The following is a 14,699-nucleotide window of genomic DNA, read 5'->3' on the forward strand; positions in this document are numbered from 1 at the left end:
GGTTACCCATGTGCCGTTCACCGGTGCCCGCTTACGGTTCGAAAGACGGGCCGCACATACCTCCTTCAGTGGCCCTGGCCGGTTTCTCGGTCCAGCGGACCGGAGTCGACCGAACTACGGATGCCTCAACCACCAACTGGCTCAGCCAATTACACCAGAACACGGCGGTGCGACATGAACTCGACTTCGAAGCCTCACAACACAAGTGCTCGTAGTGGTCCGTTACACGACGTGATAGTCGTCGACCTCACGCGCGCACTCGCGGGTCCTCACGCGGCAATGATGCTCGGCGATCTGGGTGCCGACGTGATCAAGGTCGAATCACCTCACGGCGGCGACGACACCCGTGGGTGGGGGCCGCCTTTTGTGGAGCCCACGTTGGAACCACCGAACACGCAACGGGAATCGACGTATTTTCTGTCCACGAACCGGAACAAGAAGTCGATTACGCTCGATCTGAAATCCGACAGTGGGCGCGCGACCCTCGAAGATCTCGTCTGCCGCGCCGATGTTCTCATGGAGAACTTCCGCACCGGAGTTCTCGATCGACTCGGATTCTCGACCGAGCGGCTGGCCGAACTCAATCCTCGACTGATCGTTCTGTCCATCAGCGGTTTCGGCCACGACGGCCCGGAAGGCGGTCGCGCCGGCTACGACCAGATCGCCCAGGGGGAAGCCGGACTCATGTCGCTGACCGGCTCGAGTCCGGACGACGTTCAACGAGTCGGAGTTCCGATCGCCGATCTTCTCGCCGGAATGTACGGGGCGTTCGGTGTCGTCGCGGCTTTGAAGGAACGCGAACAGACGGGGAAAGGCCGCGTTGTCCGAACGTCGCTCTTGGCCAGCGTGGTCGGTGTTCACGCGTTTCAAGGAACGAAGTGGACCGTCGCCGGTGAGGTAGGCACAGCGCAGGGCAACCACCATCCCTCCATCGCACCGTACGGGCTCTTTCGTACCGGCGATGGCGCAGTACAGATCTCGGTCGGCAGCGAAAGCCTGTGGAGAAGATTCTGCGAAGGATTCGACCTCGACCCTGACGCCCCGGGTATGGCAACAAACGCCGAACGCGTCGAAAATCATTTCCAGGTCGTCGAATTGATCGAACGTACCTTCAAGCCGTACTCGCGTGACGAGCTTCTGACCGAACTCGACCGCATCGGAGTACCGGCAGGACGGGTTCGGACGATCTCCGAAGTGTACGAATGGGAGCAGACCCGATCACAGGGATTGCTCGTCGACGTCGACCACAGCACGCTCGGAAACATCACACTGCCCGGTCCACCGCTACGATTTTTCGATCCGGACGGAACCGAAGTGACGGAGACCCGCCACACTGCACCTCCGGTTCTCGGTGAAGACACTGACGAAATCATGTCATGGCTACAAGGATTCACCCGATGAACCGCCTGACGGCTCGCGACTTGCTCGACCTGGTAATCGATGCCGGCACCTGGGAGTCGTGGGATACCCCTCCGATTCCCGTCGCGACCGACTCCGACTACGCCGAAGCACTTCTGCGGGCCCAGGAGAAGACCGGGCTCGACGAGTCCGTCCTGACCGGAAGCGCCTCCGTCCGAGGCCGCCGTGTGGCAATCATCGTCTGCGAGTTCGGTTTTCTCGGTGGTTCGATCGGCGTGGCGGCGGGAGAACGCCTCGTCGTCGCCATCCGTCGAGCCACCCAAGAGCAGCTGCCCCTTCTTGCGCTTCCCACGTCCGGGGGAACGCGTATGCAGGAGGGGACGACGGCGTTTTTGCAGATGGTCAAGATCACCGCGGCGCTCATCAAGCACAAAGAAGCGCACCTGCCCTACATCGTCTATCTCCGAAACCCCACCACCGGAGGCGTATTCGCGTCCTGGGGATCACTCGGTCACGTGACGATCGCGGAACCGGGGGCCCTCGTCGGATTCCTCGGCCCTCGAGTGTTCGAGGCCTTGTACAACTCACCTTTCCCCGCCGGTGTCCAGACAGCGGAGAACCTTCACGAGCACGGACTCATCGATGCAGTGAGGCCGCCAGACCAACTCGCCGAAATCGTCGAACGCGCATTGCGCATCATCACCGGGGCGCATCGTGGGTACTTATTGCCCAGTGACCCGTGCTCGTACGATTGCCCACCCGATACGTCGGCGTGGGAATCCGTCGTCGCATCCCGGCGCGAAGACCGACCGGGGATACGGGAAGTGTTGCTCAATTCCGCCTCGGACATGCTCCCGCTCAACGGAACCGGCCAAGGCGAGAACGATCCCGGCATCATGCTCGCGCTCGTTCGCTTCGGCGACATGCCCTGCGTCCTTCTCGGACAGGACCGGCGCGGACAGACTGCTCACTCCCCACTCGGCCCCGGCGCTCTGCGGGAGGCTCGGCGAGGTATGCGGCTGGCCGCAGAACTCGACCTGCCGCTGGTGACGATCATCGACACAGCGGGCGCGGCACTGTCGAAGGAGGCCGAAGAAGGTGGACTGGCGGGCGAGATCGCTCGGTGCATAGCCGACATGATTTCACTCGAGGTCCCCACCATTTCCCTCCTGCTCGGGCAGGGCACGGGCGGCGGCGCCCTGGCACTGATTCCGGCCGATCGAGTGCTGGCGGCCCGCCACGGTTGGCTCTCGCCCTTACCTCCCGAAGGTGCGAGCGCGATCATGTTCCACGACGTCACGCACGCGCCGGACATGGCAGCCAGTCAAGGGATCAGGTCCTTCGATCTGCTCGCGGGCGGCATCGTCGATCGGGTCATCCCCGAATTTCCCGATGCCGCGGACGAATCCGCCGCCTTCTGCACTCGCGTCGGAGCGGTACTGCACTACGAGCTGAGCGTGCTCAGTACTACCGATGCGACTGAACGGCTCAACACCCGCACCGAACGCATCGACCGTATCGGCCTGGTCGAAGCCAGTACCTCCGTCTGATCGATCAGTACCCAGAACACCGGAAAGGCCGGACATCCTCCGCGGAGGATGTCCGGCCTTCGTCGATCGAGCACACTCAGCCAAGCGTCACGTGAGTTGCTTGGCGGGTTCCTCCCGATCGCCGCCGGGAGTCTTCGAATCCGGCTTGTTCGGTTCCGGATTCTTCGCATTCAGTTCCGGGTTCTTCGAACCGATGAACTGGCACAGGTGGTACATCCCGATCACGACGATGGTGCCGAGCGCGATGCCGCTGAGCGAGAACGTGTCACTGAACTTCAGAGCCGTGTCGCCGATACCGATGATGAGGCCGGCCGCGATCGGCATGAGGTTGAGCGGATTGCCGAAGTCGACGCCGTTCTCCTTCCAGATCTTGGCGCCGAGCAGACCGATCATGCCGTAGAGCACCACGGTGATTCCGCCGAGAACACCGCCGGGCGTCGCCGAGATGACGGCACCGAACTTGGGGGAGAAGCCGAGCATCATGGCGACGATGCCGGCAACCGCGTAGGCGGCGGTGGAGTACACACGGGTCGCTGCCATGACACCGATGTTCTCGGCGTACGTCGTGGTGGGCGAACCGCCGACGCTGCTGGCGATAGCGGTGGCGAAACCGTCACCGGCGAGCGCACGTCCCATGTACGGGTCGAGGTCGTCCCCGGTCATCTCGGCCACGGCCTTGACGTGGCCCGCGTTCTCCGCGATCAACGCGATGACACCCGGAAGGACCAGGATGATGAACGTGAGGCTGAACGACGGAGCGTGGATGCCGACGATTCCGTTGGCCTCGTCCGAGAACGGAGGAAGCCCGAACCACGACGCCGACTGCACCGAATCCCAGTTGACGCGGAAGTGCTCGGTGATCTGACCGGTGCCTGCGTCGTAGGAGGTGATCGTCCCCGAGACCCGGTCGAGGATCCAGGAGAGGACGTAGCCGAAGATCAGCGCCAGGAAGATGGCGATGCGCGCCATGAAGCCGCGTAACGCGATACTCATGACGATCAGGGCCACCATGACGATCAGGGCCACCCACTGGTCCTGCGGCCAGTACAGCCCCGCGACGACGGGTGCCAGGTTGAATCCGATCAACATCACCACCGCGCCGGTCACCACCGGGGGAAGAACCTTGAATACGACCCGGCCACCGAGGAAGTGGATCGCGATACCGATGGCCGCCAGGACGAGTCCGGACACCAGGATCGCGCCGGTCACCTCGGCGGACGTTCCGCCCTGGGCGCGAATGGCGGCGATACCACCGACAAAGGCCGCCGACGTTCCGAGGTAGCTGGGAATGCGTCCCTTGACCACCAGCAGGAAGAAGAGCGTACAGAAACCCGACATCATCACGGCAAGTTGAGGATTGAGCCCCATGATGATCGGGAAGACGAACGTCGCGCCGAACATCGACACCACGTGCTGGCTGCCCAGCCCGATGGTTCTTCCCCAGCTGAGCCGCTCGCCGGGAGCGACCACTTCACCCGGTCTGATGTTCTTTCCATCTCCGTGCAACGTCCAAATCGGCATGATGGGACCTTTCGTGCAGAGGAAGGTGTCCGAACGCTGAGTGTGCTCCAGCTCACAAAACACCGTGACTGGAGTGAAACGCTATTACAGCGCAGGGGTATCGACGTGATGACAATCTGCCAGAACCCACGGACTCGGATTGGCAATATTAGTGATTGATGCCGCGCATCGCGGTTATCTTCAGTGCTAGAGACAGATCCAGCCGGAGCTCGGGTTGCGCCGTGAAGGGTCCCAGCATTTTCTCCAGCTTAACGACCCTGTAACGCAGTGTGTTGTAATGGAAGTGGAGCTTGCGCGCTGTCTCGGCGATGTTGATGTTGGTCGCGAGCAAGACTTCCAATGTCTTGCGCATGTCCTGCGCTTCGGCAGTTTCCTCCGTCAGTTCCCGCAGTGTCTCCCGCGCGAACGTCTCCAGCTCGTTTTCGTCCTCGACCAGACTGAGCAGTCTGTACACACCGAGATCGTCGAACTGAGTCACCGTCCACGGACCGGAGATCCGGCGTCCGACGGTCAGTGCGGTGCGCGCCTGACTGTAGAGCGCGGGGACGGCGTCGATCGCCGCTGTCGGCCGGGACACCCCGACACTGAACGGCCTTCTCCCGCCGCCACCTTCACCGCGAACGACCGTGACGAGGTCCCGCACCAATGCCATCGTGTCGGTGCCGACGCCCATGACGATCACCGTCTCGCCCGTCAGCGCGGTCACCGCCGCACCGGGATCGCGGTGGGCGATCGCCCCGGAGAACGCCATCGCCTGGCGATCGACAACAGGCAGCCGAGCGGGCGCCGCCGAGGCCGGTTCGTCGACCGGGTCCGGCTCGATCGAGACGATCACCAGCGGGCGATCGAAGTCCCAACCGAACGTCTTGGCGTGGGAGACAACGTGATCGTGGTCCCCGGCACGGCCGAGGAGCAGGTCGTGAACGAAGTTGGCGCGATGGCGTTCTTCCACCGACGCAACGGCCTGCTCACGGGTGATGACCAACGCGCACACCGACGCGGCCCGCTCGACCAGGTACTGGTCGTAACTCGTCATGACGCGCTCACCGGTGAACAACGCGAGACGCCCGTGGTCGATGTGATTGGCGGAAATCGCGGACACCGCGATGAATTGACCGTCGAACTCGTGCAGACCCAATCCGCCCTCGACGGTGTCGGTCCGCAGACGACCGGTGGAATCGACGGCGGGACAGGCAGACAGATGCTTGCGCTCCGCGGCGTCCCCGGCGCGGCAGATCTCGCGTCCGTCCGAGGTGGTGATCAGGGCGGCGCCCTTCATCTCCCGAGCGATGACTTCGGTCAATTGCGGGAGGCCGCCGCCGCCCATCACGACGTCGACCAGCAGCCGTCGCAAGCGCTCGGCCCCGAACATGGCGTCGATCTGGGCCGACTCCGTCTGCTCACGGTCTCTCGCCGCAGGGTGATCACACGCACCGTGAAAAACCAGGAGCGGGAAGCCGGCGCTTTCGGCCGCGTCGACCAGCTCCGGCGCGAGAGTGTCCCCGTCTGCGCCGAATTGGACGGCAAGTGCCGCAACACCTCGCGTCGACAACCGTCCGACAAATGCTTTGAAGGTTTCGGTGACCCTGGCGAGGGTTTCCGGCGTGGTGATCAGCAACTGTCCGTGCCGCAGCCACGGTCCGATGTCCGGAACCGCCATGAATCCCACCCGGGCTACCGTCGGGTCTTCGCAGCCGCCGGCGACCTTTCGAACACCAGGAAGGAGCTGGGTTCGAAAAAGTTCGGAGAGAACAGCATTCACCTCGGATGCCGGTACGGCCGGGTTTGCCACTTGGCAGGCACCTCGATTTCATTCGGATCACGGAAGATGGTTCACGAAAGAAACGATCCTATCCCCACCGAACACAAGATGTCCGAATTCAGCGCAGTCGACTCAGGCCGTTCGATGCAGGGCGGTCGGATTCTCCTGAGGTGGCGGGTGGATCGGCCCCTGCAGATCCCGCAGTTCCAAACCGGAGGCATTGCGCAGGGTCTTGGTCATCTCGGCGAGGATCGACACTGCAGTCTCCTCCGGTGTCCTCGCGCCGAGATCCAACCCGATCGGTGAGTGCAGACGCCCCAACTCGACGTCGGTGACGCCTCGCTCCTTCAACAGCGCCACCCGACGCTCATGCGTCGCACGACTTCCCATCGCGCCGACGTATGCAGCCGGCGAACGCAGCGCGATCTCGAGCAACGGGATGTCGAACTTCTCGTCGTGAGTGAGCACGGCCAGGACGGTTTTGTTGTCGATCGGTGCGGTTTCGAGGAACTTGTGTGGCCACATGACGACCAGATCGTGGGCGTCGGGGAAGCGCGCCCGTGTCGCGAAGACCGGCCGTGCGTCCACGACGGTCACGCGATAACCCGCAAAGGCGCCCAACGTACACATCGAGGCCGCGAAGTCGATGGCCCCGAACACGTACATCCGCGGTAGTGGCGCGAAGATCTCGACCAGCAGGTCGTGCTGCGAATCGATGAGAGTTCCCGCCGGCGCGACAAAAGCGACGGACTCACCGGTGTCCATCGTGCGCAGCAGGATGGACACCTCGTCCTCCGTGGCATCCAGATCTCCGCTGCGTCGGCCGTGCTCGACGACGAGGTGCCGTGCCGGTGCTCCCGGACGCACTTCGGTGACCACGACGACGGGCGTATCGGCCTCGATCCGTTCACAAACCTGACCGAACTCGGCGAAATCGGCTCCGACGGCCTGGACGAACACTTCGATGGTTCCGCCGCAGGTCAGCCCTACTCCGATGGCGTCGTCGTCGGAGACGCTGAAGACCTCGACGCGACTGGTGCCGTCGGCGAGAACCTCCTGGGCGATCTCGTACAGTGCACTCTCGATACACCCGCCCGAGACGCTGCCGACCACCTCGCCGGAGCGTGAGACGGCCATCGAAGCACCGGGCATGCGCGGTGAGGATCGCCAGGTACGGACAACCGTCGCCAGTGCAAAATCCTCGCCGCGGGCGTGCCACTGCGCCAGCTGAGTGGAAATGTCGCGCATCGCCTCGCCTCCCGCTTGCATCGCCGTCCGTAGAGAGTTCACGGTATCGGCCCACCGCAATCCTGCCTGTCACACAATGCGCCTAAATCCGGGCCCTGCAGTTGTGCAATGTCGCCGTCGCATCACCTTGCGCTCTCGACCAGTGTTGTCACCGAGCCCAGCCGAAAGCAGGCCTGACCTTCATTCTTCCCCTCTCCGACGATCACTGCAGCGGCAATTCACGCAGATGGTGCGACGGATCGAGTGGGCGACGTTGCACACCACAGAACCGAGGTTTCTCCCATGGACCAATTGCTCAGCGGTATCAAAGTTCTCGACCTCACCCGTGCTCTCGCGGGCCCTCTGTGCACGTCGCTGCTCTCGGATTTCGGCGCCGACGTGGTCAAGGTCGAAACCCGTGGCTCCGGCGACAGTTCGCGTCAGTGGCCGCCGTTCGACGGCGATCGAAGCCTCTACTTCGCTTCCGTGAACCGCGGCAAACGGTCGATCGCCATCGACATGCGCAGTGACCGCGGGCGGAAACTGCTTCGCAGCCTGGCCCTCGACGCAGATGTGCTGGTCGAGAACTTCCGTCCGGGAGTACTGGCCGACATGGGGCTCGATCCCGACTCGCTCGAGCAGGAGAATCCAGGGCTCGTCGTGATGAGCATCAGTGGTTTCGGCCCGGTGGGCCCGGACCAGTTCGCGCCCGGACTCGATCAGGTGGCCCAGGGCATGTCCGGGCTGATGTCGGTCACCGGTGCCGGGGAACAGACCCCGATGCGGGTCGGTATCCCCATCATCGACACGGTCTCGGGCATCTACGCAGCGCTGGGCATCACGGCGGCGCTTGCCTCTCGCGGTCGCGATGGTCGTGGGCACCGCGTGCAGACCTCGTTGCTGGAATCCGCGATCTCGATCATGACCTTCCAGGCGCAGGACTACCTGAGCACCGGGCGGGTTTCGACGCCGAACGGCAATACGCACCCGACGATCACGCCGTACGGCGCTTTCGACACTGCCGACTTCCCGATCAACATTGCCACCGGCTCGGACAAGCACTGGATCGCACTGTGCTCGGTACTCGGCGACCCCGAGCTCGCCTTCCGTACCGAATATGCCACGGGTAAAGAACGTTTGGCGCACCGAGACCAACTGACCAAAGAACTCGAGGACCTACTGACCACGAAGGGCGCAGCGCAATGGATCTCCGAGATCCGCGGTGCCGGAATCCCCTGCGGCCCCATCCATTCGATCGATCAGGTGTTCTCCGACCCGCAAGTCGAGGCATTGCAGATGGTCGAGCAGACCCAGAGCGCCGACGGAACGTCGATTCCCGTTGTCCGCGGACCGTTCTGGGTGGACGGCAAGACCCTTCCCGTCAGGAATGCGCCACCCATGACTCTCGGCGGTGACGCCGACAACGTACTCACCGACTTCGGCCTGCGCCCGGAGGAGATCGAGGATCTTCGCGCAAATTCGGTGATCTGACCGCACACTAGTAACAGAGCAGACGCTCTGTTACTGTGCGTTCATGCCTCGGCCACGCGTCCACGACCTCGACACCCTGCTCGACGCTGCCGAAAAACTAGCCGCCACCGCCGGGCCGAGCGCTGTCACGGTCCGGGCGGTCTCCGACGCCACCGGTGTATCCAACGGGGCGATCTATCACGCATTCGGCTCTCGCAGTGGACTGGTCGGTAGCGCGTGGCTGCGTGCTGCGCGACGATTTCTCGCGCTTCAACAATCGAGAGTGGACGACACTCTCGCGGACCCGTCGCCGACTTCGGCGGTTTCCGCCGTCGTCGCAGCCGCCGAAGTTCCGGCCGTCTTCGCGCTCGACTACCCACAATCCGCGTTGCTGCTGTTGACGATCCAGCGCGACGAACTGCTCGGCACCGACGTCCCTGCCGACATCGCCGAGCAACTCACACAACTCGACCGGTCTCTGGTCGAGTTGTTCATCCGGTTGTCGACCGCGCTCTGGGGCCGCAAGGACGGCAGAGCCGTCGAGGCAATCGAGGCCTGTGTTGTCGGCCTGCCTACCGGACTGCTCATCCATCCCGCCAAACGCGCCGACGGTTGGCGAGTCCCCGACGCCGCAGCACGCGCGCGGTTGGATGCCGCCGTTCGAGCGGTTCTGCATCTCGACCCACCACTGCCCAAGCCACGCAACAGGAAAGGCCAATCATGACCGCAACTCTGCGCTTCGAAGACAAGATCGCCGTTCTCGATCTCGGCGAGGACGAGAATCGATTCTCGCCGGAGTGGCTCGATTCCGTCGACAAGCTACTCGACCAGGCTTTGATCGAAAGCGCACATGCCCTGGTGACCACGGCGACGGGCAAGTTCTACTCCAACGGACTCGACCTCGACTGGCTGGGCGCTAACGGCGACAAGGCGAAGTGGTATGTGCAGCAGGTGCAGTCGCTGTTCGCCCGGATGCTGACGTTCCCGATGCCCACCGTCGCGGCGATCAACGGCCACGCCTTCGGAGCCGGCGCCATGCTCGGCATCGCGCACGATTACCGCGTCATGCGCGATGATCGCGGCTACTACTGCTTCCCGGAGGTGGACATCAACATCCCCTTCACCGAAGGAATGGCAGCTCTCATCCAGGCCAAACTCAGCCCGGCGTCGGCAATCGTCGCCATGACCACGGGGCGGCGATACGGCGGAAGTGACGCATTCGCAGCCGGTTTGGTGGACTTCACCGCATCCGTCGACGCTTTGACCGCCAAGGCCATCGAAATGGTTGCACCGATCGGCCCGAAGAATGCGGGCACACTGGGGGCAATCAAGTCGACGATGTTCGCTTCAGTGGTCACCGCTCTGAACACCGACGGCTAGAAGCGACGGACTGTGTTCTCGCAGAGCCGCTTCCAGATCGTCGGCAACACTTTCGGGATCGCGGCCTTCGGTGCTCAGAACCACGTCGACTCCACTGAGCGTCGGCATCGAACCGGCCAGCAGTTGTGACGCCTCCACCAACTCGTCCAACCCGGCCCAGCCGGCCGGTTCACGTTCGATGATTCTGGTACGCAACGTATCCGGATCGGCCTCGAGGCGCGCCAGCAGGTGCCCCTCGGCGCCGGTCGCGGCCAGCAGGGCGCGCCCGTAGTCGTCGTCTTCGACGGTCGCCGTGAGAAACAGGAGTCCGTACCCCGCGTCCCGGTACGACGCACACAGCATCCCGACGTGTGAGATTGCCCGTTCGGCCCCCAGCGGCGGATAGCACCGCTCGAGTTCGTCCACCTCGATCATCGCGTTGCTCACCCCGGCCTCGCCGAGTCCATCGTGAAGCGCGGTCAGCACGGAACTCTTCCCCGCGCCCGGCGGGCCTGTCAGCAGCAGTACGAACACGTCCTCCACTATTGCAGAGCCGTAAGCACGTCCAGAACCTTGTGCAGGCGCGGGGCGGCGAGAAGGCTGGAGAAGACAGCTCGACATGTACAACAGCCCTGATCGGAGCACAGCGATGACCACCACGATCACCGAAATCGCGCCGGACATCTACCGACTGTCGACCTTCGTGGACGAAGCGAACCTCACGATGAACCAGTTTCTCGTCGACGGCGAGGAACCCTTGCTCTTCCACACCGGGCAGCGAGCGTTGTTCACCTCGGCTTCCGACGCACTCTCCACGCTGATCGACATCGACCGTCTGAAATGGATCACGTTCGGTCACGTCGAGGCCGACGAATGCGGGTCCATGAACTCCTGGCTTGCGGCGGCCCCCGAAGCGCAAGTTGCACACGGTGCGATGGGGTGCTTCGTCCAGGTCAACGATCTGGCCGATCGGGCGCCACTTCCCTTGGAGGACGGCGACGTACTCGAAACCGGCAGCCGCCGAGTCCGGCACATCGACACCCCACACGTCCCACACGGTTGGGACGCGGGTCTGATGTTCGAGGAGACGACGTCGACGCTGTTCTGCGGAGATCTCTTCACTGCGTTCGGGCACCACCCCGCGACCACCGAGCACGAAATCGTCGGTCCCGCTTTGGAAGCCGAGGACTTGGGCCACGCCACCTGCCTCACCCCGGATCTCGAACCCACGATCCGCGCCCTGGCCGACCTCGAGCCGCGGATTCTGGCGACCATGCATGCACCGACGTACTACGGCGATTGCGTCACCACTCTTCACGACCTTGCCGACTCGTACGCAACACGTTTCGCAGCCGAAACCGAAAAATGGAAGTCAGACTAGAGCTTGCGAATTCGACGTGATTCGCGCCGCCACGGACAGCGCAACGTGCTCGCGGAACGGTCTCGCCACCACCTGCACCCCGATCGGTAAACCGTTGCGGGAGAGTCGTACCGGAACCACAACCGACGGAAGACTGAGCACACTGATCGCCCGGCAACTCGCGAGCGCATCCATCCACGTGAGTTTGCGACCGTCCACCTCGAAGCTCTCCACACCGAGCGGCGGAGCGAGCACCGACGCAACCGGCAGAATCAGGACGTCGCCCATCTCGTCGAGGAAGTCGGCGATCAACATCGCACGATCCGCCCACAGCGCTTCCACCTCGGCGGAACTCCGATCATGGCCTGCCGCAAGCATGGCGGTGATGTCCGCGTCGAAAGCGTGCGCTGAACCTGCTGCGAGAGAGTAGATGTCCGCGTGGGTCTCGACCGATCGCAACGCGCCGAAAAGCGCGTTGGCCCGCGACAGGGCCAGACCGTCGTACTCGCTCGCATCCAGACTGTTCGCCACCGAGCGAACCGCCGTCAGGATTTCTTCGTCGACAGGCATGGTTCCCTCGCCGGGTGCCCAGCGGATGTCGAGGTCGTCGACGTCGACCGAATCAGGCTCGCTCCACGAGAAATGCGGCTTCGACAGGACGCGCAGCGCAAGCGTCGCATCACCGAGGTTGCGGGCCAGTGGGCCGATGGTCTGGATCGTGCCGTGCATCGTCGCAGGATTGGCGAGTACCCGTCCATCCGAAAGCACGCCGGGGTATTGCCCTTCAGGGTCGATACGGCCGAGCGTCGGGCGAACCGAAGTGAGGCCGGTGCAGTGGGCGGGCCAACGCACCGAGCCACCAAAATCCGTACCGAGTCCGAGCACGCTCATTCCGGCAGCAACCGACGCGGACTCGCCGCCACTCGATCCGCCGGGGGACCGGACGACGCCGTCCGGTCGCACCGGACTGGCCGTGGTTCCGAACAGTTCGTTTCGAGTCAGGCCGCACGCGCCGAATTCCGGGGTGTTGGTCTTGCCGATCAGAATCGCACCGGCAGCCTTGAATGCCGCGACGGCCGGGGCGTCGACGGCCGGGATGTTGTCCGCCAGAGTGCGAGAACCGGCAGTGGTGCGCACGCCGGCAGTGGCGATCAGGTCCTTGACCGTGAACGGAACCCCGGCAAGGGGGCCGAGTGTCTCACCGAGAAGGCGTCGCTCGTCCAGGGCATCCGCGGCCGTGCGAGCCTCCTCGGCGCACACGGTGACCAGTGCGTTGAGTTCGACATTGCATTCGTCGACCCGTGCGAGATGTTCTTCGACGACGGTCCGCGCCGACACCTGACCCGACCGCACGGCCTCGGCGATGGATCGGGCATCACGGCCCACCCAGCTCTCACGACTCATCGCACGCCTCTCCTTGCCAGTACCCTCTGCCGAGCGTAAGGACAACGAGCAACCCGAGAAACGACCACAATGCACATACCGACGGCGCCGGCGATGTGAGGTTTTGCCACAACGTTGGCGGCCCCGGAGGGATCGGTCAGGTGCTGGTACCTACAAACCCTGCCTGATGAATGCAGCAAGCTTCTCGATCTGTTGCTCGTTTCGTTTGTAATGCCGCCACTGACCGATTCGTGTGGTGGTCACCAGATCCGCGGCCTGGAGTGCGGCCATGTACTGAGACGCCGTCGATTGCGACACCTTCGCCCTCGCTTGAATGTGCTTGAGGCACACTCCGACCTCCTCAGCAGGCTCGAGCTGAGGGGGAAAGCTCCCGGGGTCTTTCAACCACTGCAGGATTTGCACACGCATCGGGTTGGCCAGCGCCTTGAACGCCGTTTCCCACTCGGTTGTTGCGTCTTCCATGTTCGTGAGCATACCGCTAGATCGCGAAATGCCGATATGTGTGGTTCAATCTCTATATCGCAACATCGCGATATACCAATGGGGGCTGAAATGGTGCAGCACGACAAAGTGGCACTCGTGGTCGGAGCCCGAGGCGTGATCGGTGGGAACTTGATCGATCACCTCGAGTCGACCGGAGAATGGAAGATCATCGGACTCTCGCGGCGAGGCGGTACGGACACCGACCGGGTCGAACACATCGCAGTCGACCTGCTCGATCCTTACCGGACTGCAGCGGCACTGAGCGGACTGGGCGACGTCACTCACGTCTTCTACGCCGCCTATCAAGACCGCCCGACATGGGCCGAGCTGGTTCCGCCCAACTTGGCGATGCTGGTCAACACTCTCGACGCCATCGAGCCCGTTGCGGGCGGACTCGAGCACGTCAGCCTGATGCAGGGCTACAAGGTTTACGGGGCACACCTCGGACCGTTCAAAACTCCGGCCCGCGAGAGCGATCCACCGCACATGCCACCCGAGTTCAACGTCGACCAACAGCAGTTCCTCGAACGCAGGCAGCTCGGCAAGTCGTGGACATGGTCGGCGATCAGACCCTCGGTCGTCTCCGGATTCGCACTGGGTAACCCGATGAACCTCGCGATGGTCATCGCCGTCTACGCGACCATCTCGAAGAAACTGGGTGTCCCACTCCGATTCCCCGGCAAGCCCGGCGCGTACACCAGCTTGATCGAGATGACCGACGCCGGACTCCTGGCCGAAGCGACGGTCTGGGCCGCGACCAACCCCGAGTGCGCAAATCAGGCGTTCAACATCAACAACGGCGACCTGTTCCGCTGGCAGGAGATGTGGCCGAAGATCGCAGCCTTCTTCGACATGGACGTCGCACCTCCGCTCCCGATGTCCCTCGATGTCGCAATGGCGGACAAGGAGTCGGTGTGGGATGAACTCGTCGAGGAACACCACCTTGCTCGGACCCCGTATTCCGATGTCTCGTCCTGGGGGTTCGGTGACTTCGTATTCGGATGGGACTACGACTTTTTCGCTGACGGATCGAAAGCTCGTCGGTTCGGATTTCACCGCCACGTCGACACCGAAGCGATGTTCCTCGACATCTTCGCCAATCTGCAGGCTCGGAAGATAATCCCCTGACTGAAACACGGTCACCCGGATCCTACGAACACTGTCACTGTCGGACCCCACGACTAACGTCGTAGGCGGGGTTTGA

Annotated in this window: 13 protein-coding genes; 7 read left to right on the plus strand and 6 right to left on the minus strand. The window is 63.3% G+C overall.

What is annotated here, in order from left to right; translation table 11 throughout:
* Positions 1 to 174 precede the first annotated feature (174 nt).
* Positions 175 to 1,401, plus strand: coding sequence for a CaiB/BaiF CoA transferase family protein (locus KTR60_RS28540; protein ID WP_007735210.1), 1,227 nt, complete (start codon positions 175 to 177; stop codon positions 1,399 to 1,401).
* On the plus strand, positions 1,398 to 2,909 hold the full coding sequence (locus tag KTR60_RS28545) for a carboxyl transferase domain-containing protein (protein WP_030537717.1): 1,512 nt from the start codon (positions 1,398 to 1,400) through the stop codon (positions 2,907 to 2,909). The genes KTR60_RS28540 and KTR60_RS28545 overlap by 4 nt, the downstream gene beginning before the upstream one ends.
* An 87-nt stretch (positions 2,910 to 2,996) precedes the next feature.
* Here the strand turns inward: KTR60_RS28545 and KTR60_RS28550 are convergent, their stop codons facing one another.
* The 3 genes from KTR60_RS28550 to KTR60_RS28560 all read right to left on the minus strand — a co-directional run bounded on the left by KTR60_RS28550 (position 2,997) and on the right by KTR60_RS28560 (position 7,440).
* Positions 2,997 to 4,430 (minus strand): uracil-xanthine permease family protein, encoded by a 1,434-nt coding sequence (locus KTR60_RS28550; RefSeq protein ID WP_064075502.1) that lies wholly within the window; start codon positions 4,428 to 4,430, stop codon positions 2,997 to 2,999.
* Positions 4,431 to 4,578: 148 nt separating this feature from the next.
* Complete coding sequence (locus KTR60_RS28555) at positions 4,579 to 6,222, minus strand: PucR family transcriptional regulator (RefSeq protein ID WP_228401529.1); 1,644 nt, start codon at positions 6,220 to 6,222, stop codon at positions 4,579 to 4,581.
* Positions 6,223 to 6,324: 102 nt separating this feature from the next.
* Positions 6,325 to 7,440: an XdhC family protein gene (locus KTR60_RS28560; protein WP_042926172.1), complete on the minus strand. Its 1,116-nt coding sequence runs from the start codon at positions 7,438 to 7,440 to the stop codon at positions 6,325 to 6,327.
* A 282-nt stretch (positions 7,441 to 7,722) separates the two neighbouring features.
* Here KTR60_RS28560 and KTR60_RS28565 point away from each other — a divergent pair, with 282 nt between their 5' ends.
* The 3 genes from KTR60_RS28565 to KTR60_RS28575 are packed head-to-tail and all read left to right on the plus strand — an operon-like array spanning position 7,723 to position 10,269.
* The gene (locus KTR60_RS28565) at positions 7,723 to 8,910 is read left to right on the plus strand and encodes a CaiB/BaiF CoA transferase family protein (RefSeq protein ID WP_118605740.1); all 1,188 of its coding nucleotides are present in this window, start codon (positions 7,723 to 7,725) and stop codon (positions 8,908 to 8,910) included.
* A gap of 43 nt (positions 8,911 to 8,953) precedes the next feature.
* Entirely contained in the window at positions 8,954 to 9,613 is a 660-nt protein-coding gene (locus tag KTR60_RS28570) for a helix-turn-helix domain-containing protein (protein WP_228401530.1), read from the plus strand.
* On the plus strand, positions 9,610 to 10,269 hold the full coding sequence (locus tag KTR60_RS28575; RefSeq protein WP_228401531.1) for an enoyl-CoA hydratase-related protein: 660 nt from the start codon (positions 9,610 to 9,612) through the stop codon (positions 10,267 to 10,269). Before KTR60_RS28570 ends, KTR60_RS28575 begins: the two co-directional genes overlap by 4 nt.
* Here KTR60_RS28575 and KTR60_RS28580 read toward each other — a convergent pair.
* Positions 10,237 to 10,782 (minus strand): hypothetical protein, encoded by a 546-nt coding sequence (locus KTR60_RS28580; RefSeq protein ID WP_228401532.1) that lies wholly within the window; start codon positions 10,780 to 10,782, stop codon positions 10,237 to 10,239. The two genes, KTR60_RS28575 and KTR60_RS28580, sit on opposite strands and share 33 nt — an antisense overlap.
* Before the next feature lie 115 nt (positions 10,783 to 10,897).
* On the opposite strand from KTR60_RS28580, the gene KTR60_RS28585 reads away from it, so the two are divergent.
* Positions 10,898 to 11,629 (plus strand): MBL fold metallo-hydrolase, encoded by a 732-nt coding sequence (locus tag KTR60_RS28585; RefSeq protein WP_228401533.1) that lies wholly within the window; start codon positions 10,898 to 10,900, stop codon positions 11,627 to 11,629.
* Here the strand turns inward: KTR60_RS28585 and KTR60_RS28590 are convergent.
* Both KTR60_RS28590 and KTR60_RS28595 read right to left on the minus strand, forming a co-directional pair.
* Positions 11,621 to 13,012, minus strand: a complete 1,392-nt coding sequence (locus tag KTR60_RS28590) for an amidase (protein ID WP_228401534.1) — start codon at positions 13,010 to 13,012, stop codon at positions 11,621 to 11,623. The genes KTR60_RS28585 and KTR60_RS28590 overlap by 9 nt on opposite strands.
* A 150-nt stretch (positions 13,013 to 13,162) precedes the next feature.
* Positions 13,163 to 13,474 carry an ArsR/SmtB family transcription factor gene (locus tag KTR60_RS28595; protein ID WP_007735219.1) on the minus strand — a complete coding sequence of 104 codons (312 nt, stop codon included), beginning with the start codon at positions 13,472 to 13,474 and terminating at the stop codon, positions 13,163 to 13,165.
* 90 nt (positions 13,475 to 13,564) lie between these two features.
* Here KTR60_RS28595 and KTR60_RS28600 point away from each other — a divergent pair, with 90 nt between their 5' ends.
* Positions 13,565 to 14,623 (plus strand): SDR family oxidoreductase, encoded by a 1,059-nt coding sequence (locus tag KTR60_RS28600; protein WP_007735220.1) that lies wholly within the window; start codon positions 13,565 to 13,567, stop codon positions 14,621 to 14,623.
* Positions 14,624 to 14,699: the final 76 nt, after the last annotated feature.

This window comes from Rhodococcus sp. C1, from assembly GCF_020809065.1.
GTDB lineage: Bacteria > Actinomycetota > Actinomycetes > Mycobacteriales > Mycobacteriaceae > Rhodococcus_F > Rhodococcus_F qingshengii.

Bases quoted from the DNA above. Each gene is read 5' to 3' on its own strand.
- KTR60_RS28540 (WP_007735210.1), top strand. From the start codon at position 175: ATGAACTCGACTTCGAAGCCTCACAACACAAGTGCTCGTAGTGGTCCG.
- KTR60_RS28545 (WP_030537717.1), top strand. From the start codon at position 1,398: ATGAACCGCCTGACGGCTCGCGACTTGCTCGACCTGGTAATCGATGCC.
- KTR60_RS28550 (WP_064075502.1), bottom strand. From the start codon at position 4,430: ATGCCGATTTGGACGTTGCACGGAGATGGAAAGAACATCAGACCGGGT.
- KTR60_RS28560 (WP_042926172.1), bottom strand. From the start codon at position 7,440: ATGCGCGACATTTCCACTCAGCTGGCGCAGTGGCACGCCCGCGGCGAG.
- KTR60_RS28565 (WP_118605740.1), top strand. From the start codon at position 7,723: ATGGACCAATTGCTCAGCGGTATCAAAGTTCTCGACCTCACCCGTGCT.
- KTR60_RS28570 (WP_228401530.1), top strand. From the start codon at position 8,954: ATGCCTCGGCCACGCGTCCACGACCTCGACACCCTGCTCGACGCTGCC.
- KTR60_RS28575 (WP_228401531.1), top strand. From the start codon at position 9,610: ATGACCGCAACTCTGCGCTTCGAAGACAAGATCGCCGTTCTCGATCTC.
- KTR60_RS28585 (WP_228401533.1), top strand. From the start codon at position 10,898: ATGACCACCACGATCACCGAAATCGCGCCGGACATCTACCGACTGTCG.
- KTR60_RS28590 (WP_228401534.1), bottom strand. From the start codon at position 13,012: ATGAGTCGTGAGAGCTGGGTGGGCCGTGATGCCCGATCCATCGCCGAG.
- KTR60_RS28595 (WP_007735219.1), bottom strand. From the start codon at position 13,474: ATGGAAGACGCAACAACCGAGTGGGAAACGGCGTTCAAGGCGCTGGCC.
- KTR60_RS28600 (WP_007735220.1), top strand. From the start codon at position 13,565: ATGGTGCAGCACGACAAAGTGGCACTCGTGGTCGGAGCCCGAGGCGTG.